At 72.2% G+C, this 22,735-nt stretch carries 19 protein-coding genes; 7 read left to right on the top strand and 12 right to left on the bottom strand.

The features are described 5' to 3' along the window. The 10 genes from Psi01_RS39860 to Psi01_RS39905 all read right to left on the bottom strand — a co-directional run. Positions 1 to 853, bottom strand: an 853-nt coding sequence (locus Psi01_RS39860; RefSeq protein ID WP_204069389.1) for an MCP four helix bundle domain-containing protein, incomplete at its 3' end; no start/stop codon positions are given. 137 nt (positions 854 to 990) lie between these two features. Continuing rightward, positions 991 to 1,914 (bottom strand): type II secretion system F family protein, encoded by a 924-nt coding sequence (locus Psi01_RS39865; protein ID WP_204069390.1) that lies wholly within the window; start codon positions 1,912 to 1,914, stop codon positions 991 to 993. A gap of 4 nt (positions 1,915 to 1,918) precedes the next feature. Next, the gene (locus Psi01_RS39870) at positions 1,919 to 3,865 is read right to left on the bottom strand and encodes a type II secretion system F family protein (protein ID WP_204069391.1); all 1,947 of its coding nucleotides are present in this window, start codon (positions 3,863 to 3,865) and stop codon (positions 1,919 to 1,921) included. Then, positions 3,862 to 5,277, bottom strand: coding sequence for a TadA family conjugal transfer-associated ATPase (locus tag Psi01_RS39875; protein WP_204069392.1), 1,416 nt, complete (start codon positions 5,275 to 5,277; stop codon positions 3,862 to 3,864). The genes Psi01_RS39870 and Psi01_RS39875 overlap by 4 nt, the downstream gene beginning before the upstream one ends. Positions 5,278 to 5,345: 68 nt before the next feature. Continuing rightward, positions 5,346 to 6,560 carry a CpaE/TadZ family protein gene (locus tag Psi01_RS39880; protein WP_204069393.1) on the bottom strand — a complete coding sequence of 405 codons (1,215 nt, stop codon included), beginning with the start codon at positions 6,558 to 6,560 and terminating at the stop codon, positions 5,346 to 5,348. Positions 6,561 to 6,623: 63 nt separating this feature from the next. Then, positions 6,624 to 7,409, bottom strand: a complete 786-nt coding sequence (cpaB, locus tag Psi01_RS39885; RefSeq protein WP_204069394.1) for a Flp pilus assembly protein CpaB — start codon at positions 7,407 to 7,409, stop codon at positions 6,624 to 6,626. A gap of 9 nt (positions 7,410 to 7,418) precedes the next feature. Then, entirely contained in the window at positions 7,419 to 8,564 is a 1,146-nt protein-coding gene (locus tag Psi01_RS39890; RefSeq protein WP_204069395.1) for a pilus assembly protein TadG-related protein, read from the bottom strand. Beyond that, positions 8,552 to 8,995: a TadE/TadG family type IV pilus assembly protein gene (locus Psi01_RS39895; protein WP_307819322.1), complete on the bottom strand. Its 444-nt coding sequence runs from the start codon at positions 8,993 to 8,995 to the stop codon at positions 8,552 to 8,554. The genes Psi01_RS39890 and Psi01_RS39895 overlap by 13 nt, the downstream gene beginning before the upstream one ends. A 4-nt stretch (positions 8,996 to 8,999) precedes the next feature. Beyond that, positions 9,000 to 9,182: a Flp family type IVb pilin gene (locus tag Psi01_RS39900; protein WP_203880066.1), complete on the bottom strand. Its 183-nt coding sequence runs from the start codon at positions 9,180 to 9,182 to the stop codon at positions 9,000 to 9,002. 206 nt (positions 9,183 to 9,388) lie between these two features. Further along, entirely contained in the window at positions 9,389 to 9,763 is a 375-nt protein-coding gene (locus Psi01_RS39905; protein WP_203880065.1) for a response regulator transcription factor, read from the bottom strand. Positions 9,764 to 9,968: 205 nt separating this feature from the next. On the opposite strand from Psi01_RS39905, the gene Psi01_RS39910 reads away from it, so the two are divergent. The 5 genes from Psi01_RS39910 to Psi01_RS39930 all read left to right on the top strand — a co-directional run bounded on the left by Psi01_RS39910 (position 9,969) and on the right by Psi01_RS39930 (position 16,630). After that, on the top strand, positions 9,969 to 11,273 hold the full coding sequence (locus Psi01_RS39910; RefSeq protein ID WP_204069397.1) for a GAF domain-containing sensor histidine kinase: 1,305 nt from the start codon (positions 9,969 to 9,971) through the stop codon (positions 11,271 to 11,273). A gap of 10 nt (positions 11,274 to 11,283) precedes the next feature. Further along, on the top strand, positions 11,284 to 13,134 hold the full coding sequence (locus tag Psi01_RS39915; RefSeq protein WP_204069398.1) for a sensor histidine kinase: 1,851 nt from the start codon (positions 11,284 to 11,286) through the stop codon (positions 13,132 to 13,134). Positions 13,135 to 13,269: 135 nt separating this feature from the next. After that, complete coding sequence (locus Psi01_RS39920; RefSeq protein ID WP_204069399.1) at positions 13,270 to 13,569, top strand: hypothetical protein; 300 nt, start codon at positions 13,270 to 13,272, stop codon at positions 13,567 to 13,569. 482 nt (positions 13,570 to 14,051) lie between these two features. Beyond that, positions 14,052 to 16,217 (top strand): hypothetical protein, encoded by a 2,166-nt coding sequence (locus Psi01_RS39925; protein WP_204069400.1) that lies wholly within the window; start codon positions 14,052 to 14,054, stop codon positions 16,215 to 16,217. Positions 16,218 to 16,387: 170 nt separating this feature from the next. Further along, positions 16,388 to 16,630, top strand: a complete 243-nt coding sequence (locus Psi01_RS39930; protein WP_204069401.1) for a DUF7455 domain-containing protein — start codon at positions 16,388 to 16,390, stop codon at positions 16,628 to 16,630. A 151-nt stretch (positions 16,631 to 16,781) separates the two neighbouring features. Here the strand turns inward: Psi01_RS39930 and Psi01_RS39935 are convergent, their stop codons facing one another. After that, positions 16,782 to 18,878, bottom strand: a complete 2,097-nt coding sequence (locus Psi01_RS39935) for a sensor histidine kinase (protein WP_204069402.1) — start codon at positions 18,876 to 18,878, stop codon at positions 16,782 to 16,784. 262 nt (positions 18,879 to 19,140) lie between these two features. Between Psi01_RS39935 and Psi01_RS39940 the strand changes: the two genes are divergently transcribed. Further along, on the top strand, positions 19,141 to 20,376 hold the full coding sequence (locus tag Psi01_RS39940) for an EAL and HDOD domain-containing protein (protein ID WP_275424654.1): 1,236 nt from the start codon (positions 19,141 to 19,143) through the stop codon (positions 20,374 to 20,376). A gap of 62 nt (positions 20,377 to 20,438) precedes the next feature. Here the strand turns inward: Psi01_RS39940 and Psi01_RS39945 are convergent, their stop codons facing one another. Beyond that, complete coding sequence (locus Psi01_RS39945) at positions 20,439 to 21,668, bottom strand: serine hydrolase domain-containing protein (RefSeq protein WP_204069404.1); 1,230 nt, start codon at positions 21,666 to 21,668, stop codon at positions 20,439 to 20,441. A 266-nt stretch (positions 21,669 to 21,934) separates the two neighbouring features. Here Psi01_RS39945 and Psi01_RS39950 point away from each other — a divergent pair, with 266 nt between their 5' ends. Beyond that, positions 21,935 to 22,663 carry a GbsR/MarR family transcriptional regulator gene (locus tag Psi01_RS39950; RefSeq protein WP_204069405.1) on the top strand — a complete coding sequence of 243 codons (729 nt, stop codon included), beginning with the start codon at positions 21,935 to 21,937 and terminating at the stop codon, positions 22,661 to 22,663. Positions 22,664 to 22,735: the final 72 nt, after the last annotated feature.

Below are 22,735 nucleotides of genomic sequence, written 5' to 3' on the forward strand. Positions count from 1 at the left end.
GCGAAGCCGCCGACAGGCCGGAGGCCGAGTCGTCGATCAGGTGGACGGTCGAGCGCATGTGCTCGACGGCGGTGTTCAGTGCGCCGGCCATCTGGCCCAGCTCGTCGTCGCTGCGCACCTCCGCCCGCAGCGTCAGGTCGCCGGCGGCGACGCCGTTCAGGGTGTCGCGGACCGTGGTCAGCTCGGCCACGATGCGCCTGGTGACCACGAGACCGATGAACCCGGCGACCAGCAGCCCGGTCACCAGGAACAGCAGCATGGTCCGGTTGCCCGTGTCACGGGCGTCCTGGACGTCCTGGGCCTGCTTCTCCGACAGGGCGGTGCGCGCGGCGGCCAGCGCGTCCAGCGCGTCGGCGCCCTTGCTCGTCAGCGGCTTGGCCTGCTCGGCGTAGACGGTGGCCCAGGTCCCGGCGTCCCCCTTGTCCGACAGCGGCAGGAGCGTGCCCTCGTACAGGGCGCGGTACCGGGCCCAGACGGCCTCGAAGGCCTCCAGGCGCGGATCGGAGCCGGCGAGCTTCTTGTAGTCGGCCAGGTCCCGGGCGAGCTCGGCCTCGTCCTCCTTCAGGCCCTCCAGCCACGCCGCCTTCTGCTCGGCGTCCGGTACGGCGGCGTGCGCCATCACGTTCATCCGGATCTTGATCTGCTGCTGGTGGGCGTGGCCGAGCTTCTTGCTGGCCACGACGCCGTCCGCATACAGCTGAGCAGCCCGGTCGGCGGCCGAGGCCAGTTCGGCGCGCGCCACCAGGAACACCCCGAAGGTGACCGCCGCGAGCACTCCCAGAGACAGGAAGATCTTGGTGCCGACCCGGCGGCCCCGGAGAAGGCCGTGAAGTGACGATCGCCTGTTTGCCATAGCCGGTGACTTTCTCGCGGGGCCTTCGGAATCGGGCCGTTTCCCGAAGCTTCGGCACCCGCGAAGGGAATGTGAGGGAAGTCACCCTGCGAGGAAGCCGCCCCGCCAGGTCACCGGGCGGCGCGCCCGCGGGCCCGTCAGCTGCCCAGCAGCTCCATGATGCTCAGCGCGCCGGGGCCGATGATGATGACGAACAGGGCCGGGAAGAGGCAGAACAGCAGCGGGAACAGGATCTTGATGGGGACCTTCTGCGCGGCCTCCTCGGCGCGCTGGCGGCGGCGCAGGCGCATCTCCCTGGCCTGCTCGCGCAGCACGTTGGCGATCGGGATGCCCAGCTCGCTGGCCTGCACCACCGCCGAGGCGAAGCCGCGCAGCTCCATCACGGTCGTGCGCTCCGACATCGCCCGCAGGGCGTCGGTGCGGGGCTTGCCGAGCTGCATCTCGCGCAGCATCCGGGCGAACTCCCCCGCCATCGGCCCCTCGGCGTTGTGGCGGACCTGCGAGACGGCGGCGTCGAAGCCCAGACCGGCCTCCACGCTGACGGTGAGCATGTCGAGGATGTCCGGCAGCGTCTTGGCGATCTCCTGCTGGCGGCGCACACCGAGGTTGTAGATGAGCAGGTCCGGCAGGAAGAACCCGGCGGCGGCGCCCGCCGCGACGCCGAGCACCAGCAGGGCGCCGCCCAGGCCGGAGCCGTACAGCAGGCCGATGAGACCGCCCGCCAGCAGGCCGAGCCCCTTCATCTGCATGACGCGCTCGACCGGCCACCTGGGCGGGTTGCCGGCGTAGGTGAGCGAGCGGTTCATCCGCGCGACCATGCCCGCGGGGGTCAGGCGGCGGGCGAGCCTGCCGAAACGGCCGGCCAGCGGGCGCAGCACGCGGTCGGCGAAGGACTCCTGGGGAGCTCGCTGTACGGCGCCGCCCGCGCCGTAGACGCGCTCGACGGCCTCCAGCCGCGCCGGCGCCACCCGGTGGCCGCGGCCCGCGGTCACCGCGCGCACGAGCAGCACGACGGCGGCCGACAGCGCCGTGAACCCTCCCGTCAGCAGCAACAGGCCCATCGGCTCACACCTCCACCTTGATCAGGCGGCTCATCCAGAAGGCCCCCGCCAGCACCAGCAGCACGGCCGCGCCCAGCATGACGATGCCCAGCGGCTCGGTGTACAGCGGGCGCACGTACTCCCCCCGGATGAGGAACATCCAGGCGCCGATGCCGATGGGCAGCGCGATCAGGACGTAAGCCGACAGGCGGCCCTCGGCGGTCAGGGCGCGCACGTGGCGGCGCAGGCGGGCCCGCTCGCGCATGGTGTCCACCGCGGTCGCCATGATCTCGGCCAGGTTCCCGCCGACCTCGCGCTGGATGCGGATGGCCATCACCAGCCACGACAGGTCCCGGCAGTCGGTGCGCTCGGCGGCCTTCTCCAGCGCGTCCTCCAGGTCGACGCCGATCCTGGTCTCGGCCAGGGCCCGGCCGAACTCGGTGCTGATCGGCTCGGCGGACTCGCGTACCAGCGCGGCCAGCGCCTGCCCCAGGGAGAAACCGGAGCGCAGCGAGCCGACGACCAGCTGCAGCGAGTCCGGCAGTTGCTCGGCGAACCTGCGGGCGCGCCGGGCGGCGCGCCGGCGCCGGTAGAAGGCGCAGCCCGCCCAGGCCGAGGCCGGTCCCAGCAGGACCCCGGCGACCGGGGAGACCAGCAGGCCGAGCAGGACCGTCACGGCGAAGGACACGCCCAGCCGCAGCAGCGTCCACTCGTGCGGCAGCAGCCGCATCCCGGCCTGCTCCAGCTGGACGGTGATGCGCTCGTGCCGGCCCCGGGCGCGCACCACCTTGTCGGTGAGCGCGAGCGCGGCGCCCTGCACGCCCTGCACGGCGGCGCCCGGGCCGCCCTCGGGCGCGGCCCGGCGCAGCGCGAAGCGGTCCAGCTGGGCCAGGCGGCGGGAGTCCAGACCCCGGCGGGGCCCGGCCAGGGCCGCGATCCCCAGCAGCAGAGCGCCCAGCAGAGCGCCGCCGCCCACCGGGTACAGCCAGCCCGGCGGCCCGCCGACCGTGACGGCGGCCGGGCCCGCGCCGGGGCCGGCGGCGCGCGGATCGGCGGCGAAGGCCACGGTCGTGGCGGCGTCGGCCGTCTCGCCGCCCGCCCGCACCTCGACGGTCATGCGCGTGCTGCGCCCCGCCAGCGTGGCGGGCACCCGTACGGTGACCCGCACCGGCGCGGAGAACGCGGCGGCCGCCGACAGGAACGCCTGGGCCAGTTCCTCGCCCTGGGTGGCGCGGCGGACCTGTCCGGTGCCGCTGTCGGCCAGGCGTCGCAGCGCCTCGGCGTCGGTCTTCTCGCCGAAGGCGACCACGTCGAGCACCGCCGCCTCGCGCCGCAGGCGCATGGCCAGCAGGTCCAGGGAGGTGCCGGAGGAGGTGTCGGCGCCGTCCGACAGCACCAGCAGCCTGCGGTCCCCGGCCGGCTGCCGGGCCAGCACCGCCTGGCCCTCGGCGACGGCGTCGTACAGGGCGGTGCTGCCCTGCGCCCGCACGCCGCCCACCGCCGCGGCGAAGGCGCGCCGGTCGGCGGTGGGCTCCAGCAGCGTCTCGGCCTCATCGCCCACCCGGACCAGCCCGATGCGCACGTCGGCGGGCACCGCGGCGGCGTAGCGCAGCGCGGCGTCCTTGGCCTGGGCCAGCGGCTCGCCGTCCATCGAGACGCTGGCGTCGAAGACGATCACGACGGACCGCTCCGGGCCCCCGGCCGGCGAGCCGCCCGCGGCCGGCTCCACGGCCGCCGCCAGCGTCTCGTTCCCGGCCCGCACGGTGACCTGCGCCTTCTCCAGCAAGGCGCCCTCGGGCAGGTTGCGGGCGGTCAGGTAGAACTGCGCCTGCCCGGCGGTGACCCGCACGGCGCTGACGGCCGCCGACAACTCGTCGTCGAGGCGCGCCACCGCCGCCGCGGGGACCGCCACGGCGAGTGTCAGGACAGCCGTCAGCGCGGCCAGGACCGGGGCGGCGAAGCGGGACCTCACCAGGAACCGCCGAAGACGCCCGGCGGGACGGCGACGCCCGCCTTGGCGATCTCGTCGAGGAACGCCGGTCGCAGGCCCGTGGGCACCAGCGTGCCCCGGTAGCGGCCGCTCTCGTCCATGCCGGCGCGGTAGTCGAAGACGAAGATGTCCTGGAGGGTGACCACCTCGCCCTCCATGCCGGTCACCTCGGTGACGTGGGTGATCCGGCGCACGCCGTCCTTCATCCGGGTGACCTGCACGATCACGTCGATGGCGGAGGCGATCTGCTCCCGGATGGCCCGCGCGGGCAGGTCCACCCCGGCCATCAGCACCATCGTCTCCAGGCGGGCCAGCGTGTCGCGCGGGGTGTTGGCGTGCACGGTGGTCAGCGAGCCGTCGTGACCGGTGTTCATGGCCTGGAGCATGTCCAGTGCGGCGCCGTCGCGGACCTCGCCGACGACGATGCGGTCCGGGCGCATGCGCAGCGCGTTGCGGACCAGGTCGCGGATGGTGACCTCGCCCCGGCCCTCGGTGTTGGCCGGGCGCGACTCCAGGCGCAGCACGTGCTTCTGGCGCAGCTGCAGCTCGGCGGCGTCCTCGATGGTGACGATGCGCTCGCCGGAGGGCACGAAGCTCGACAGCACGTTGAGCGTGGTGGTCTTGCCCGAACCGGTGCCGCCGCTGATCACCATGTCCAGGCGGCCCCGCACGCACGCCTCCAGCACCTCGGCCACCGGCCGGGTCAGCGTGCCGAAGGAGATCAGGTCGTCGACGGTGTAGGGGTCCTTGGAGAACTTGCGGATGGTCAGCAGGGAGCCGTCCAGCGCGATGGGGGCGACCACGGCGTTGACCCGGCTGCCGTCGGGCAGGCGCGCGTCGACCATGGGGCTGGCCTCGTCGACGTGCCGGCCGACGCGGGAGACGATGCGGTCGATGACGCGCCGCAGGTGGGCGTCGTCGGCGAAGCGGGTCTCGACCTCCTCGATGCGCCCGGAGCGCTCCACGAAGATCAGTTCGGGGCCGTTGACCATGATCTCGCTGACGTCGGGGTCGCGCAGCAGCGGCTCCAGCGGGCCGTGGCCGAGGATGTCGTCGGCGACCTCGTCGGCGACGCGGGCCCGGTCGGCGGCCGTCAGCGGCGTCTCCTCGCCCGCCAGCACCTCGCCGATGGTCTCGCGCACCCGCCGCCGCAAATCGTCGTCGTCGGCGACCTCCTCGGCGTACATCTGGGGGCCCAGCACGTCCAGCAGAGCCTGGTGCACCCGGCGGCGCACCTCGGCCAGCGGATCGGCGGCCCGCACCGCCGTGGCGGTGCCGCTCTCGGCCGCCTCCGGGCCCGGCGCCGCCACTGCGCCGCCGGACGCGGTGCCGTGTACGGCGCCGGCCGGCACGGCGGCCGTGCGCCGCCGGGCGATCCGGTCGTTGAGTCCCATCGCTGTCAGTCCCCCTTCCTGTCGCCGCATCGCACTGCGACCGCCCCGTGTCCGCCCGTCATCGCCCCTCAGCCCTTCCGGCGCAGCAGCCCGCGGCGGCCGCGCTCGCGGGCGGGCAGGCCGGGCGGGGCCGCCAGGTGCCGGACCGCGATGTCGGCGATGGCGCGGCTGACCGGGTGGGCCGGGTCGGCGGCCGCCAGCGGCACGCCCCGGTTCAGCGACAGCGGCACGTCGGCGCTGGAGGGGATGTGCGCGTGCGGCGGCACCCGCAGCACCCGCTCCACGTCCTGTGGGGTCAGCCCGACCGGGGAACCGGAGCGGTTGAGCGTCACGATGCGCCGGTCGGCGGGGTGGCCGAGCAGGTCGAGCGTCTCCAGCGCGATGCGGGTGTTCTTCAGCGTCAGCACGTCGGGCGCGGCCAGCACCACGAAGTGGTCGGTGACGTCCAGCGCGGCCAGCGCCGGGTCGGAGAAGTGCGGCGGGGTGTCCACCACCACGTAGTCGAACATCTCCCTGGCCAGGCGCAGCACCTCGGCCACCAGCGGGCCGCCGATCTGCTCGCCGTCGGTCGGCCGCACCGGCGCCAGCAGCGTGTCCAGGCCGGGCCGGTACGGCGTCAGCAGCGAGCGCAGGCCGGTCTCGTCGAGCCGATCGGCCATCGTGATGGCGTCGGCCAGCCCGCGCTCGGGCGTCAGCTGCAGCGCGATGGCCACATCGCCGAACTCCACGTCCAGGTCCACCAGCAGGACCCGGCGCTGCCCGCCGGCGGCCAGCGCCACCGCCAGGTTCGTGGCGATCGTGGTCTTGCCGCAGCCGCCCTTGGTGGCCACGACCGTGACGATCCGGCCGGGCAGGCGGGGCGGCTGCCCGCCGTGGGAGGGCTGCTCGCCGTACACGCCCGGCATCTCCTGCGGGGCGGCCAGCTGCCGGGAGACCTCCAGCGAGCGCCCGCACGCCTCCAGTACGGCGCGCGGGTCGCCCGGGTCGGCGACCTCCCTGATCCCGGCCCGCATCGCCTCGCGCAGCAGGTCCGCGCCGGCCTCGGCGCTCAGCAGCACGACGCCGGTCGCGGGACGGCGCAGCCGCTGCTCGGCGGCGAAGGCCACGGCGTCGGCGGGGGCGGCGCCGGGGCCGAAGACCACCAGCGGCTCACCGGGGTCGGCGGCCAGGAGCGCGGCCAGCCCCGCGGGGTCGGCCGCGGTCCGGACCGCGTGGCCCGCCTGCCCCAGGAGTGCGGCGAGCTCGGCGGCCGCCGCGGGCCACGGTTCGTACAGGACGGTCATCACCGCCTCCTTCCAGTCGTCACGGCCCCCGGCCGGGGGCCCTGCGGTGCCCTGTCCCGCCGCTCAGCGGAACAGGGAGTGGTTGTCGACGCCGGGGCCGGGCGCCACGTCGCTGGTGTCGGTCAGCAGGCCGAGGTAGAGGGTGCCGGTCTGGGCGGCGTGCACCAGGCGTTCGGCCTCGTCCTGGTTGACGGCCACGGTGACCAGCATCGTGCGCTCCTGCTGCTGTTCCTGCTCGGCCTCGGCCGCCTCGGCGCTGCCGGCGGGCAGCGCGCGGCGCGGCCCCACCGCGAGCACCTGCACGCGCGGCAGCAGCACCCGGGTGGCCCGGTTGGTCTCGGGGCTCTCGGCGAGCCGGTCGCCGGAGGGCACGCCGTCGCGGCCCTTGAGCACGTTGAAGGTGTCGAAGACGGTCACCTGCGTGTCGGGGCGCACGTAGCCGGCGACGTCGGCCGCGGCGGTCATCTCCACCGCGATCGCCATCTTGCCCTCGGGGATCGTCAGCCCCCCGGTGCTCTGCTGCGGCTGGGCGAACATGCCGCGCAGCAGCAGCTGGCGCGGCTGCAGCTCGGCGGTCAGGGCCAGCTGCTCCAGCGCGGCGTCGACGGCGCTCAGCGCGTCGGCGGGGACGGTCTCGGCGGGCATGCGCACCAGCTCGGCCAGTCCCCGGGCGCGGACCTGCTCGCCGGTGGTCCCGGCCGGGATGCGTTCCTTGGCCACCAGCACGCCGACGGCCTTCTTGCCCTCCAGCGCCCGGGACTCGGCTCCGGAGACGTAGACCAGCACCGCCGCGATCCCGGCCAGGCCCAGGACCAGGGCGGCCAGCAGCGTGAATATGCGCGACTTCAATGTCTCCCCCTAACCGATCAGAGTCACGATGGACGCGCCCAGGTCCGGGCCGCCGATCGTGCCCTTCACCGGGATGAGGGCGCGGGTGAAGTAGCCGTAGACGCACTTGTCCGATCCCGAGCAGTACCGCCTGCCGGTCAGCGACGAAGCCTCGGAGAACCCGGGCAGGGCGTAACCGGTGATGACGAACGGGGCGAAGCCCTCGATCGTGTAGACCGTGTTCTGGCCGGTGCCCGCCACCGCCCGGAAGATCGGCAGGTAGGTCAGGGCCCCGTCCCCGCGCAGGTCCGCCAGGACCTCCTGGCACTCCTGGGAGGCCGAGACCCCCGGGTCGCCGCCGTAGGTGCCGTCGGCCTCGACCATCACCGAGCAGCTGTCGTCGAGGTCGTCCAGCCAGCCGAACCCGCCGGGGTTGTCGCCGCCGGAGCCGCGGGTGGTGCAGTGCCTGGCCGTGGTGGTGTGCAGGTAGAGCGCGACCTCGGCCGAGGCGGGCGCGGCCGCGGGCGGCGCCGGCGCGAACGCCGTGCCCTCCGCGGTGGCCTGGCGCCACTCGCACAGCGAGACGGTCAGCCCCAGGCCCCTGGCCCGCAGCGGCGGCCCCCAGGCGGCGCGGGCGCAGGCCCGCACCTCGGCCCCGGCGTAGTCGTCGCGGCCCAGCAGCGTCTGGGCCAGGATCGGCGGCAGCAGCGTGCTGCCGTCGGGCCTGCGTGACAGGGTGCGCGCCTCCACGTAGACGGAGGTGGCCGGGGGATCGCCGATGCAGGCGGTCAGGTTGGTCGCCGGGGGCGGGCAGCCGGGCAGGCCGCCGGCGGTGCGCCCGCACAGCGTCTCCACCGCCGAGGTCCCGTCCTTGGCGTTGACGTCGGCGTAGCGCCGCGCCGTGGCCAGCGGCGCCGTACCGCACCGGCCGGCGTCGCGGGCGCACTGCTCGGCCACCGCCACGGCGGCCGCGTCGGCGCCGCTCTGCAGTTCCTCGCGCTCGGCGTACAGCCGGCCGACGTCGATGGCCAGGGCGCCCATGCCCAGCAGCACCCCGCCCGCCAGCAGCACGCAGACGAGCACGGCGATGCCGCCCTCGTCCCCGCCGCGCCACCGCGCGCGAAGGCCCCGCAGGAGCCGCCGTGGCCGGATGCGGGGCCGCCTCAGCCCAGACACGGCATGACCCCCCTGCCGGAGAGGGTGATCGGCCCGTCCAGGCCGCCGCCGAACAGCGCGGCCAGGCCGGCCACCGGCGTGATGAACTCGAATGAGTACCTGACCTCGACGACAGCGTCGGCGCCGGGGTCAGGGGCCGAGGGGCAGGAGGTGACGGTGCTGGAGACCGGGGACAGTCCCTGCATGACCGAGGCCACCCGGGGCGCGGCCAGATGCCCGAGCGCGACGGCCCTGGCGCCTTCCCGGGCCGCCTCGGTGAGCGTGATCTGCGCGTTGAACATGCGCCCGAAGTCGATGATCGCGAACAGGAGGAAGACGATCACGGGGAGCATGAGCGCCGTCTCCACCGAGGCGGCGCCCCGGTCCCCCGCGCGCCGGCCCGGAAGCGTCGCCGTACGCTCCGGCTGCGCGCGAGCGCCCAGCCGGAGCACGCGATCAACCGATCTGGTCGAGGATCTCGCCGAACTTCACATCCAGGCCCTGGCCGAGCAGGATCACCGTGCCGACGATGACCGCCGCGATGAGCGCAACCATGAGGCCGTACTCCACCGCCGTCGCGCCGCGGTCACGGCCGGACTCGCTGAGCAGTTCCTGGAGCTTGAGGTAAAGACCGGTCATCGTGCACTCCTCCGTGAGTCGCAGCCACCGGCGGAGATCCGTCATGGTGGCTTTCCGTGAGTTGACCGCCACCGTACGTTGCGGTTGGTTGCGGTCACGGGTGCTGGAAGGGTGCAGAACCGTTGCAGGTGACTTATTGTGGTTTCTTGTGCGCAAAAGGTGACTTTACTCCTGAGGGTGCCCCGGTCACCGTCCGGGGCGTCCCGTCAGGGACGGGCGCGTGCCAGCAGCGCGCCGACTCGTACCGCCAGCTCGCGTGGACTGAAGGGCTTGACCATGTAGTCGTCCGCACCTGCGCGGAAGCCCTCCTCCACGTCGGCCTCCTGGGCCTTCGAGGTCAGCATGAGGACGACCACGCCCTCCATGCCCGGCATGGCGCGCAGCCTGCGGCACACCTCCGGCCCGGACAGTCCCGGCATCATCCAGTCCAGGATCACAATGTCGGGCCGCTGTTCCTCCAGCGCGGCCAGGGCCTCCATCCCGTCGCCGGCCGTGCGCACGTCGTGACCCGCCTGTTCCAGCCGGAACACGGTCAGATCCCGGATGTCGAGATCATCCTCGACGATCAGAACATTGCTCATAATCACCCCGTGACGTCGTCCCCGAACCTCCTTCGGGGAACCCCCTGGTCAGCGTTCATACCCGGTTCCGCGCTTCTAGGCCCCCCGTCCCTTATGGGCGTGTCTTCCGCGGATGGAAGTGGTCTCTCCCTCAACTCGGCCCCGTGCCGGCCGAAGAGCGGGGATGGGGTCCGTGCACGCTGTAGTGAGTCGTGAAGGGGTGCGGATGAACGGGCTGAACGCGGAGGCGGCACGCGTGCAGGAGCTGCACGAGTACGGCCTGCTCGACACACCGGCCGGTCCGGAGCTCGAGGCCGTGCTGCGGGCGGCGGCCTACGTCGGCGGCACGCCCACGGCGACCTTGAACCTCATCGACTCCCACCGCCAGTGCCAGCTGACGACCGTCGGCTTCGAGAGAGGCGACTCCCCCCGAGACGAGTCGATGTGCGCCACCAGCATCACCATCGGCGGCTTCGTGCACATCCCCGACGCCGCGCAGGACCCGCGCTTCTCCGGCAACCCGTGGGTCGACGGCCGGATCGCGGCCGTCCGCTTCTACGCCGCCGCCCCGCTGGTGACCCCCCGGGGCAACACGCTGGGCACCCTGTGCGTCTTCGACTCCGTGCCCGGTGGGCTCAGCGGGGAGCAGATCGACCGGCTCACCGACCTGGCCCAGGTGGTGCTGGGCCTGTTCGAGCGGCGCCGCCAGGCGCGCGTGCAGCAGGAACTGGCCGAGCAGGCCGAGCGGGCCCGCCGGCAGCTTGCCACGGCCCACCGGGAGCTGGAGAACCGCCAGCGGCAGCTGCAGGTGGCCCACCACCAGGTCATGGAGCGCACCACCGAGCTGGAGCGCTCCAACACCGAGCTGCAGCGCTTCGCCGCCGTGGCCAGCCACGACCTGCGCGCGCCGCTGGCTGTCGTCAACGGCTACCTGCAGCAGCTGGAGGAGACCTACGGCGTGCAGTTCGACGGCCGGGCCAAGAAGTGGATCGCCACCGCGATCGCCGGGACCGGGCGGATGACCGCCCTGATCGACTCGCTGCTGGCCTACGCCCAGGCCGGAGCCACCCACATCGTGGCCGACGAGACCGACCTGCAGGAGATCTTCGAGCTCGCGGTCGCCGACCTCAAGACCGCCATCACCGCCACGGGAGCCGAGGTCCGCTCCCACGGGCGGCTGCCGCTCGTGCAGGGCGATCCGGTACTGCTGCGCCAGCTCCTGCAGAACCTCATCTCCAACGCCATCAAGTTCCGCCACCCCGACCGGCCCGCCCGGGTCACCTGCTCGGCCGAGCGCACCGACGGGACCTGGACGGTCGCGGTCGCCGACACCGGCATGGGCATCCCCGCCGAGCGCCGGGCCTCGGCCTTCGGCATGTTCGAGCGCCTGGGCGCCTCGCGCGCCACCCCCGGGCACGGCATCGGCCTGGCCACCTGCCAGCGCATCGTCGAACGGCACGGCGGGCGCATCTGGATCGACGAGACCCCGGGAGGGGGAGCCACCATCCGGTTCACCCTTCCGGGCCTGTAGGAGGCCGCCCATGCCCGCCACCTCCTGCACCGCCCACCGCATCCGCCGCACCGGCATGGCCATGGCCTGCACCGTGCTGATACTCGGACTGGTCGTCACCGCCGTGGTCACCGCCGTCCTGGCCGGCGTGCAGAGCCGGCAGACCGGCGAACGCATGGACCGCCACCTGCAGGCCATGAGCACGGTCATCACCACCGAGGCCTACCGGCGGGTGGAGCTCCTGGGCCACCTGGCCGCCTCCGTGGGCTCCCATACCGAGCTGACCGCCGAGGAGTTCGACGCCATCACCTTCCGCCTGGCCTACCGGGGACTGGCGGGCACCAGCGAGGTCGGCTTCGCCGTCTCCGCCGACGACACGCAGGTGCAGGCCGTACAGCGGGCCTGGCGCGCCAGGGGCTCGGCGAACCTGACCGTACGGCCGGTGCAGGCCGACGAGCACCGGCTCGTCGTGCTCAGCCGCAGCCTGGACGGGCTCTCGACCGCCCTGGGATCGGACCTGTCGGCCGCCCCCGAGGCCGCCGCCGCCATGGACGGCGCCCGCCGCAGCGGCCAGGTCACCGCCAGCCCCGCCTACGTGCTGCTGCGGGACCGCGCGCTGCCCGCCTCCCGCCAGCGCACCTCGTTCGTGCTCGCCGCACCCGTCTACGGCGCCGGCCCCTCCCCCGACGCGGGGCTGCTGCGCGGCTGGCTGCTGATGGGCGTGCGCGGCGACGAGTTCGCCGAGGGGGCACTGCGCCCGATCGCCCAGGGAGCGCTCAACGCCACGCTCTCCGATGTCTCCACACCGGGCGGGGAACGCCCCCTGGCCGTCATGCGGACCGGTGAGCCGCTGGGCAGGGCCGAGCTGTCGCGCCAGAGCACCGTCACCGTCGCCGGCCGCCAGTGGAAGCTGGAGATCGAGCCCACCACCCGCTTCGCCGCCGCCGGCGACTCCCACCTGCAGCAGGTGCTGCTGGTCTCCGGCGCGGTGATCAGCGTCCTGCTGGCCGGGCTGGTCCTGGTGCTGTCCACCTCGCGGGACCGGGCGCTGGCCCGGGTGACCCAGGCGACCTCGGCGCTGGAGGCCGACATCGCCCGGCGGCGCGAGGTGGAGGCCCGCCTGCGCGAGCGCGAGGCCGAGCTGGAGGGGTTCGCCGCGGTCGCCGCCCACGACCTGAAGTCCCCGCTCACCGTGATCATGGGCTACTGCGAACTCGTGGAGGACAACCTGCAGGGGACGCCGGACCCGCAGGTGGCCGGCTGGCTGAGCCGCATCCGCAGCGGCACCTCCAGGATGCAGCACCTCATCGACGACCTGCTGGCCTACGCCGCCGCCGGGGACGGCGCCCTCGACCTGTCCGAGGTCGACCTCAACCGCATGGTCGCCGACGTCGTCATGGAGCGCACCGCCCACCTCGACCACGACCGGCCGAGCGTCGAGTTCGGCCGGCTGCCGGTGATCGTGGCCGACGCGGCCCGGCTGCGCCAGGTGCTGGACAACCTCATCGGCAACGCCATCAAGTACGTCCGTCACGGCGCCGCCGCCCAGATCGACGTCAGCGCCGAGCAGGAAGGCGACATGTGGCGGATATCGGTCGCCGACCACGGCATCGGCATCCCCGCCGACCAGCGCGACTCCGTCTTCGGGGCCTTCACCAGGGCGCGCGGCAGCGAGGGCTACCCGGGCACGGGTCTGGGCCTGGCCATCTGCCGCCGGATCGTCGACCACCACGGCGGGCAGATCGGGGTCGAGGACAACGAGGGCGGTGGGACCCGATTTGTCGTCACTCTTCCCATTACGCCCGGGGCCTCGAAATCCGCTTTGGCCAGGGAAAATGGCCCGGAATCCCGCTATCCCTTGTACGGTTCCGGGCGACGCTGAAATGCTGGGGCCCGAGGTCGGAATTCCCCCCCGGCCGGTTCCTCAGGATGCCCGCGGGTGCGTGCGCGACACGCCGGGTGATGGTCCCTCAAGAAGACTCTGATTCATATAAGGTCGTCCACCATGAGTAGACATGTGAAGCCAGGACGCGTGCCCAAGGGGGGCATCCGCCACAGCGTCCGTTTCATGCACGAGGACGTCTACCAGCAGGCGCTGGAAACGTGGAAGGAGCTGGGCTTCGACAGCTTCAGCACCTACGTCGACTTCACCTTCTCTCTCGCCCACGGCAAGTGGAAGGAGCTGGGCTTTCGCAGCCCCGAGGAGGGAGCCGACTATCTTGTGGCGCTCTCGCGTGGCTGGAAGGTCAAGCCTCCGCAGCCTCTCGACACGAAAAAGAAGAAGAAGGCCGCGCCCCTCCGCGACGCTGCGGCCTAGTTAGATCCGGCCTAGTTAGATCCGGCCTGGTTGGCGCCTGGCCTAGACAGACCTTTCGAGGAGGCCCTACGGCCCCCCTCCAACCTCGACAGGCGAAGGAGTCCTGACCGCCGGGGATCGGCGGAGAACTGAATACAGACACCAAGAAGGCCCCCGCGCCGTACGCCGCCAAGCAAGTGCGCGAGGACCTTCCCCGGAGACATCGGATCGTCTTCGCTTAACCGCCCTGATCCTGACCTCGCGGTCTGGGTCCGGCCTGTTTCGCTGAAGCCCCAGTGTCTCTTTGAGCCGTGTCTCTTTGAACCACCTGTCTGGAGACAGGAGGAGGTAGGAGGCACACCCACCACCTGGAGGCAAGAATAAGCGATGCCCTCGCGGCTTTGCCAGTCATGCCCGATTTCGGCGTGTCCGTTCAATCAGCGGATGGCCTGGCCGACCAGCACAATTCCATACTGAACCGGTCATCCGGCACCTCTGCGGGCGTGATTTCCCCCGCCTCAGCGACCGGCCGCGACGCCTTCGAGGCCGCCGCCGAACAGTGGGCCCTGTGCGCCCCCGCGCTCTCGGCCCGCGACCGCGTGCGCCTGTCCTACGACGGCGGCCGCAACTATCCCCGCAGGCTCGAACGGGAGCTCACGGCTCACCTGCCCGCGCATCCGGCCACCGTGTACGTCTACCACCACGGCATGACGAGCCTGCTGGTGGCCGACTTCGACATCTCCCGCGCCGCGCTGACCGGCGCGGCCGACCCGCGGGCGGCGGTGGCCGCCGACGCCGACGACTTCGCCCGCCTGGTCGTCTCCTGCGGCGGGAGCGGGTTCGGCGACATCTCCCCCAACGGCGGCCGGCACTGCTACGTCCCCTGGTCATCCAGGATCTACTTCGGCCCGATGAAGCTGCTGGCGCTCGCGCTGGCCCGCCGCTACGCCACGTTCGACCCCGGACCGATGATCAACATCACGGACGGGCTGATCCGCCCGCCGGGCTCCCGGCACCGCTCCGGCGGCCACCAACTGCTCACCACCCCCGTCGAGCACGTCCGGCGCGTCCTGGAGCGGCGCAACGGGCCGGAGGTCTGGTCACGGCTGCTCGACGCGCTCCAGCCCGAACTGGAGTCCCTCGACCTCGGCGCCGCCCCGATCGGCGAGCCCGCTGCCGCATATGACCCGGTCCACGAACCGGACACCACCTGCGTACCGCACCGCGACGACCGCTCGGACCTCCCCGTGATCCCCCCGCCGGTACGGCCCTCCCGGCCCGCCGTACCGGCGCCTCGCAGCCCTTCCGCTCCCTCCAGATCCACCCGTTCCGGTACGGCGTCGCGAGCCGGCGGGTCCGCGCGTTGCGGTACGGCACCGCAGCCTGACGGGCCCGGCGCGTCCGACGCCCCCGACGACCTCTGGCTGCCTCGCGCCGGCGGCCCGCTGCCCCGCCTGTCACCCCGGCTGGAGCAGATCGCCCGCACCGGGCGCTTCGACTCCCGCCAGTACGACTCGCCTTCCGAGGCCCGCCAGGCCGTCGTCTCCGGCGCGGTCGCCTGCGGCTGGTGTCCCGCTGACCTGACCCAGCGGATCCGGTCAGGTCAGTGGCCCGGCCTTGCCGGCTTCTACGCGCGCTACGGCTCCTCCTCCGGAATCGAGAGGGCCCTGCGGGCGGACTGGAAAAAAGCGGTCTCCTGGATCGCCGGGAGAGAATATGGCCGCGAGGTCCACACAAGGGGGAGAACTCACGGGGGGGTCGGGCCCCCTCCCGCGCCCCGGGGCCCCCGTCCCCCGGCAGGCCCGGAGGTCTCGGATCACGAGGTCGAGCACTTGCGCCTGATCAGGAGCTGGAACTCGGCCCGTTGCGCGGCCGAGCACCACCGCTGGACCGGAGCGCGGTCGCTGACGCTGCGGCGCGTGCTGCGGGCGATCCTGCGAGCCGCCCAGCAGCGCCGTTCCACGGTCGTGGGCTTCGGCGTGCGGAACCTGGCCCTGTTGTGCGGGCTGAACGAGTCGACGGTGGCCAAGGCGCTGCGCACGCTCAGGGAGGAATCCGACCCGTTCATCGAGCTGGTGCGGGTCCATCGGGCGGAACACGCCGACACCTACCGCCTGGTCATCCCTGAGGGGTACGCCGAGGCGGCGCGGTGGCGGCGCTGGCAGCCCGGCAGGCTCGGCGGCGTCCATCCGGTGTTCCGGGTCCTGGGCGGCCCGGCCGCGTTCGTGCACGAGCAGCTCACCGTGGACGCGCCGGTGGCCACGTTCGAGGTGCAGGCACTGACCGGGCTGTCGGCGACCGCGGTCAGCACGGGGCTGCGGGCCCTGGCCGAGCACGGGCTGGCCGAACGGCGGGCCGGAGGGTGGGTGCGAGGACCCGCCGACCCCGACGAGGTGGCCCGGCAGCTCGGCGTGCCCGAACTGGTCCAGGAGATCGCCGCCAGATACCGAAGGGAACGCGCGGAGTGGCGTACGTTCCTGTCGATGATGCGGTCGGCCGGGTGCGGCCAGGAGGCGGTGGGAGCTCACCCGGTCCCGTTGCGGCAGGTCGCCGAGGCGGGCCCGCCGCCGTGGATGGAGGCCGAGCCCCACGGGCCGCCCGCATCGGCAACCGACCGGCACCCTCACCGCCCCTGTACCGCTACGTCCTGGGGGCTCAATGGGAGATAGGTGACCGATTTCACGGTCACCGGATCCGCAGGAGGGGACGGCCATACAGGCCGCCCGCGAACGCGAATCGGCTGATGGACGGGGCGGACGTGCTCAACTGCCGCCTCGAACAGCCGATTATGTGACGGACCGACCATAGAGACCGTAATCAACGGTTAGGGGTTGAATTTATGACGATCACCGCAGAGAGGGTCCTGCAGGGCGACCCGCTGAAGATCGCCGACCGTTGCGATCAGTGCGGCGCGCAGGCTTTCGTCCGCGTCGTCTTCGGCCGGAACCGTGACCTGCTGTTCTGCGGCCACCACTACCAGCGTCACGAGCCTGTTCTGATGGCCCGTCACCCGTATGTCAACGTGGTCGACGAGCGACACAGGATCAACCAGAAGCCGAGCCTGTCCGCGAACGCGGAGTGAGCCCGCACCCGCCGGCACATCCCCGCGTGCCGGCGCGGCGGTCGTCAGCCTCGACCGGCTCGGACCGCCGCAGTGTTCCAGGAGACCGGCCGGCCTGATCCCGGACCTCTCCCGGACTTCCCAGGGCATTCGAAGCCCCCGGCGGGACCCTTCAGGGTTCCGGCCGGGGGTTTTCGCGTTCCCGGGAGGAGGCCGTCCTGCGGGACTCCGGGGACGGAGGGTCTGCGTGCGCGGCCGGGAGGGTGAAGTGGAAGAGCGACCCGCCGCCCGGATTGTCCTCCACGCCGATCGTGCCGCCGTGCCGTTCGACGATCCGCTTGCAGATGGCCAGGCCCAGACCGCTGCCGGTGTAGCCGGCCTTGGCGTGGGCGCGGTGGAAGTTCTCGAAGATCACTTCATGCTGGCCCGGAGGGATGCCGATGCCGCGGTCGGCGACCTCGACCCGGACGAGATCCGGGTCCTGCGGGCAGGAGGTGACGGTGACCTCCGGCGTGCTGCCGGGAGCGGTGTACTTGACCGCGTTGCCGATCAGGTTGTCCATCAACTGGCGCAGCAGCGCCGGATCGGCCTGGACCGCGTGCAGGTCGCCGAGGTGGAAGCGGGGCGTGTGGCCGCCGGGCATGTCGCTGCGGGCGGTGACGACGTCCTCGACGACGTCGTTGAGGGACACCGGTACGGGCGCGATCGCCGCGTCGCGGGCGGTGGTGTGGGCGAGCAGGTCCTGGATCAGGTTGCGCATGCGGGCGGTGGCCCGCTTGATCCGGGTGATGCTGGCCTTGATCTGCTCGGTGTCCTCGGCGCACAGGTCCTCGGTGATGGTGTCGGCGAGGATGTCGGTCCAGCCCTCCATGGTGGTCAGGGGGTTGAGCAGGTCGTGGGAGACGACGCCGGCGAAGGAGGCCAGCTCGTCGCGGTGCCGGCGTTCGGCGGTGACGTCGTGCAGGACCACGATCGCCCTGTCGCCTTCGGCGGACGGCAGCGGGATCGCGCTGATGTTGAGCATGCGGCTCTCCCCGCCGTCCGGGTTGCGTACCAGCATGTCCATGCCCTCGACCGTCTCCCCGGCCAGGGCCCGCCGGTGCGGCATCTCCTGCGCGGAGACGGGACTGCCGTCGGGATGCAGGACGCCATGCCCGCTGGAGAAGACGTCCGAGGGATCGTCGGCCCACCCGAGCAGGCGCCGGGTCGCGGGGTTGCTCATGAAGAAGCGCCCGCGGGCGTCGACCACCGCAAGGCCGTCGTTCATCGAGTTGACGATCGTGCTCAGGAGCCTGGCCTGCCGGGAGGCGGCCTTCTCGGCGGTCGCCAGCCGCTGAACGAGGGCGTCGCGCTCGTCGCGGCCGAGCGCGATCAGCAGGCCGACGATCGCGACCAGCCCGACGAACACCTGCGCCACCACGGCCCGCACGGCGGGCAGTTCGATGGTGGCGAACGGGCCGTGCCCGTTCAGCGTGAACAGCACGACGGCCGCCCCGGTGAACAGGCCGTGCAGGACCACCAGGGTCGTGCCGAAGCGCAGGCCGGCCCAGACCGTCACCGTCAGCAGCGGGAACGCCAGCGGAAGCCCGTGGTTGAGGGCGAAGGCCACCACGTACGCCGCGGCGGACACCCCGATCAGGGCGACGACCTCGAGGATCTTCCATGCGTTGGCCCCGCGGAGCAGCTGCCGCAGAGCGGAGGGGGCGCGCGGACCGCGGGCGCCGAACAGGTAGCTCAGGCGGATGCCGACCGCGCCGATCAGCACGATGCTGACGACGTTCCGGATCATCCAGACAGCTGCGGACATCCACGTCCACTGACCGCCGAGCAGCCAGACCGCCGTCGGGCCGACGGCGGTGCCGCACGCCGTGCTGAGGGTCGCGATGAGCAGCAGCATCCACATGTCGCGCACCCGGTCGAGCCGTCCCCAGCCCGGGGCGCGCCATACCTCGGGCAGCAACTGCCGGAACAGCAGGAGGAACACCCCCACCTGCGTCAGGTTCGCCAGCACGAAGCTCGTGGCGAGCATCGCGGAGGCGCCGGTCACCACGTTCACCGAGAAGGTGGCGGCGGAGAAGACCGCGACGTCGAGCCAGCGCAGGCGGCCGGCGTGGCGCTGGGCCAGGAACCACAGCACCGCCACGCCGGCGGCGGGCCACACCAGGCTCAGGCTCGACTTGTCGATCATGGTCATCCGGCCCAGGTACGACATGACCAGGTACAGCGCGGCGAACGCGGCGGTACGGCCCAGCACGGGCGTCACGGGCATCGGCCGCCTGCCCGCCGTACCGCGCCCGGCTCACCGGCACATGTACGGGCCCGCTCTGAGAGAGGCCATCGCACCGTTCTGAACAGGATCACCCGATCCTCATCCCCGGAACGCGACGGAGGGTAACAGATCGAACGACCAGGGTAACAATGTTTCCGGGGGCCGGCCCGTCAGCGTCGCCTCCACCGGCCTGAGGGCCCCGAAACCATGTTCTTTCCAGGAGATTCCTCACATGCCGCCTCCGGCCGACGATGTACATGGCATGCGTTCCGCCGACACTCCTGTCGACACAGGCTGGCACCGGATCCATATCGGCCGGCAGCCGATTCATGACACGACAGGCGCTTTGGTGGCCTACGAGTTGCTCTTCCGTTCCCACTCCCGGGCACAGGGCGCCACCGCGCGGGGTGCCGAGGCGACCAGCCAGGTCATCGTCAACGCGTTCAGTGAGTTCGGCCTGGAACGGCTCACCGGCTCCCACCTGTGCTTCATCAACCTGACGCGCGAGTTCCTCGTCGGCGAGCTGCCGCTGCCCTTCGACTCCGGACCGGTCGTGCTGGAGGTCCTGGAGACCATCCACATCGACGAAGAAGTGATCGCCGGGGTGCGGAAGCTGGCCGAGCAGGGCTTCGCCATCGCGCTCGACGACTTCGTGCTCGGCAACGACCACGAACGCCTGCTGGAGATCGCCTCCTACGTCAAGATCGAGGTCTCCGGGGTCGACCCCGACCTGCTGCGGTCACGCGTGGAGGCCTGCCACGCCTACCCGGGCCTGCGCCTGGTGGCCGAACGCCTGGAGACCGAGGCCGACCTCCAGCTGGCCAAGGAGCTCGGCTTCACGCTGTTCCAGGGCTATCTGCTGGGCAAGCCCCGGGTGCTGTCGCTGGACACGCTGGCGCCCAGCCGGCTGCGCCACCTGGAGCTGATCAGCAAGCTCGCCGACCAGGACACCGACATCGAAGAGGTGGCGGCGATCGTCACCGCCGACCCCGCGCTGTCCTACCGGATCCTGCGCGCCACCAACTCCGCGGCGGCCGGGCTGTGGCACCGGATCGCCTCGATCAACGAAGCCATCATGGTCCTGGGCACCGAACGCCTCCGGCACTGGGTGACGCTGATGCTCCTGAGCGACGTGGTCGACGACGGCCAGGGCGTCGACACCGAACGCATGTCGCACATCCTCACCCGGGCCCGCCTGTGCCAGCTGCTGTCCAGGTCCCTGGGCCTGCCCAGCGACAAGGCGTTCACCGTCGGACTGCTGAGCGGCATCGCCGACCTGCTGGGAGTGCCCCCGCAGGAGCTGGTCTCCCACCTGTCCCTCAGCACGGACGTGTCGGCCGCCCTCATCGGCCAGCACGGCCCCCTGGGTTCGGTCGTCACCACGGCCAAGGCCTACGAGCAGGGCGAGATGCCCGACCCGGAGGACGAGACGGCCCAGCTGGCCCACGCCTTCCTGACGGCCGTCGACTGGTCGATGAACATCGTCACCAGCGTCTGAGCCCGGCCTGACGTCGCAATGGCCGCCCCGGATGCCGGGGCGGCCACCGCGCGGGCTCGGCGTCAGTCGTCGATCGCCTGGTAGAGGGTGGTCCAGAAGTCGTGGATCAGCCGCGCCGGGTCCGGGACGGACAGCCCGACCTGGGTGAGCAGGATTCCGGTGAGCCGGTTGGCCGGGTCGGCGTACGTCGTGGTGCCGCTGCCGCCGTCCCAGCCGAACTGGCCGACGGGCGCGTAGTCGCCGCGGTAGGCGCGCACCGCCATCCCGAAGCCCCAGCCGCCGTGCTGCCCCTGGCCGAACGACACGTGGACGTTGCCGGTGGCCAGGGCGTTGCGGGCGGCGTTCTGCTCGGGCGTGAGGCGGTTGGTGGTCATCAGCTCGACGGCGGGCCGGGACAGGATCCGCTCGCTCCCGTGCATCCCGCCGTTGAGCAGCATCCGGAAGTAGGCGTGGTAGTCGTCGACGGTGGAGACCAGCCCGCCGCCGCCTCCCTGGAACGCCGGAGGCTCGCTCCAGCGTCCTCCCTTGGCCTCGTCCCACACGTGGAACTCCCCGGTCTGCGGGTCGGGGGCGTACAGGGTCGGCAGCCGGTAGATCTTGTCGGCGGGCACGTGGAAGGCGGTGTCCTTCATCCCCAGCGGATCGAAGATGCGCTCACGCAGGAACGCCTCGAACGACTGGCCGGTGACCCTGGCCACCAGCACACCGAGGAGATCGTTGCTGATCTGGTACTGCCAGTGCTCTCCGGGCTGGTGCATCAGCGGCAGCTCGCCCAACCGGCGCATCCACTCCTCCGGCTCGGGCATCGGCACCGGCAGGTTGGGCGTGAGCCCCCGCTCGAAGATCGCGTTCATGATCGGGGTGCCCAGCGACGTCAGGTCCATGCCGAGCCCGAACGTGGAGGTCATCAGGTCCCGCACGGTGATCGGCCGCCGCGCCGGCACGGTGTCGTCCAGCGGGCCGTCGATCCGCCTGAGCACCTGGCGGCCGGTGAGCTCGGGCAGCCACGGGTCCACCACGTCGTCCAGCCGCAGCCTGCACTCGTCCAGTAGGACCATCGCCGCCGCCATCGCCACGGGCTTGGACGTCGAGGCCATCCGGAAGATGGTGTCCCGGCGCATCGGCGCGTCACCGTCACGGTGCATCGTCCCGATCGCCTCGACGTGCGTCTCACCGCCCCGGCTGACCAGGGCGACGAGCCCGGGGATCCTCCCGGAGTCGACATACCGCGCCAGCACCTCGCGCACCCTGCGCAGCCCCGCCTCGGAGAAACCGCCATTGCCGTTCGTCATCGTCAATCTCCTCACCGGCGTCCGCCGTTGTTCGGGAATCTCTGAACGCATCCGAAGTTACATTGCATTCATAAATCAGTCAACAGTTAATGAGCCAGATTCCCCTGATAATCCTAGAGAAGATGGCTTCCTTTGCAATGGATATGAAGCTGAATGCAATGGGCGACCAGGATTGCATTGCAATGAGATCCGAGTGAATGCATACTGTGCAGCGGGTGTGCGGGCGTCGGGCTCCGCGCATGGCGGCAGACAGGAGACCAGCACCGATGCCCGGAGGCAGACTCACCGACGAGGACCGTCGGCACATCGCTGCGGGGCTGGCCGAAGGGCTCGGATACGCGGAGATCGGCCGGCGTCTGGGGCGGCCCGCCTCGACCGTCATGCGGGAGGTCACCCGCAACGGTGGGCCCGACGGCTACGGGGCGGAGCGGGCGCAGGAGGCGACTAAGCACCGTGCGCGCCGGCACAGGCAGGCCCGGCCTCCGGCGCCGCCGGCCTCCGACGGCGCCCACGGGCGTGATCCTCAGGCGGTGCGGGAGTTCACGGAGTCCTTCACCGATCTCCTCATCCGGCAGGGCCTGCCCCGGATGGAGGCCAGGGTGCTGACGTGCCTGTACATCACCGACTCCGGCACCCTCACCGCCGCCGACCTGGTCCAGCGGCTGCGCGTCAGCCCGGCGTCGATCTCGCACGCCGTCGCCTTCCTCGAACAGCAGGGGATGCTCAGGCGGGAGCGCCCTCCCGGCGCGCGGCGCGAGCGCTATGTCCTCGACGACGAGATCTGGCTCCGGTCCATCCTCGCGTCCCTGCAGATGAACGAGGCCCTGGAGGCCGCATCGCGGCGCGGAGCCGAGATCCTCGGGGTCACGACCCCGGCGGGCGCCCGCTTCGAGTCCTCCGCCGAACTCATCCTCCTGATGAGCGAGGCCTTCCGGCAGGTCATCGAGCAGTGGCGGCAGCGGGCGGCCACCCGCAGCGCCGACCCCGGCCGCTGAGACGCTGCAGACCGTGACCTACCCGGACAACTCCACCCCGCAGAGCATCCGCGCGATCGTCCGCGAAGAGCT

Origin of the sequence: Paraplanobispora siamensis (genome assembly GCF_016863175.1) — a bacterium.
GTDB lineage: Bacteria > Actinomycetota > Actinomycetes > Streptosporangiales > Streptosporangiaceae > Planobispora > Planobispora siamensis.

What these genes read in the sequence shown, in the direction of transcription:
- Psi01_RS39865 (WP_204069390.1), bottom strand. Translation starts at nt 1,914, where the DNA reads ATGGGCCTGTTGCTGCTGACGGGAGGGTTCACGGCGCTGTCGGCCGCC.
- Psi01_RS39915 (WP_204069398.1), top strand. Translation starts at nt 11,284, where the DNA reads ATGCCCGCCACCTCCTGCACCGCCCACCGCATCCGCCGCACCGGCATG.
- Psi01_RS39935 (WP_204069402.1), bottom strand. Translation starts at nt 18,878, where the DNA reads ATGCCCGTGACGCCCGTGCTGGGCCGTACCGCCGCGTTCGCCGCGCTG.
- Psi01_RS39875 (WP_204069392.1), bottom strand. Translation starts at nt 5,277, where the DNA reads ATGGGACTCAACGACCGGATCGCCCGGCGGCGCACGGCCGCCGTGCCG.
- Psi01_RS39950 (WP_204069405.1), top strand. Translation starts at nt 21,935, where the DNA reads ATGCCCGGAGGCAGACTCACCGACGAGGACCGTCGGCACATCGCTGCG.
- Psi01_RS39880 (WP_204069393.1), bottom strand. Translation starts at nt 6,560, where the DNA reads ATGACCGTCCTGTACGAACCGTGGCCCGCGGCGGCCGCCGAGCTCGCC.
- Psi01_RS39900 (WP_203880066.1), bottom strand. Translation starts at nt 9,182, where the DNA reads ATGACCGGTCTTTACCTCAAGCTCCAGGAACTGCTCAGCGAGTCCGGC.
- Psi01_RS39930 (WP_204069401.1), top strand. Translation starts at nt 16,388, where the DNA reads ATGACGATCACCGCAGAGAGGGTCCTGCAGGGCGACCCGCTGAAGATC.
- Psi01_RS39945 (WP_204069404.1), bottom strand. Translation starts at nt 21,668, where the DNA reads ATGACGAACGGCAATGGCGGTTTCTCCGAGGCGGGGCTGCGCAGGGTG.
- Psi01_RS39940 (WP_275424654.1), top strand. Translation starts at nt 19,141, where the DNA reads ATGCGTTCCGCCGACACTCCTGTCGACACAGGCTGGCACCGGATCCAT.
- Psi01_RS39910 (WP_204069397.1), top strand. Translation starts at nt 9,969, where the DNA reads ATGAACGGGCTGAACGCGGAGGCGGCACGCGTGCAGGAGCTGCACGAG.
- Psi01_RS39905 (WP_203880065.1), bottom strand. Translation starts at nt 9,763, where the DNA reads ATGAGCAATGTTCTGATCGTCGAGGATGATCTCGACATCCGGGATCTG.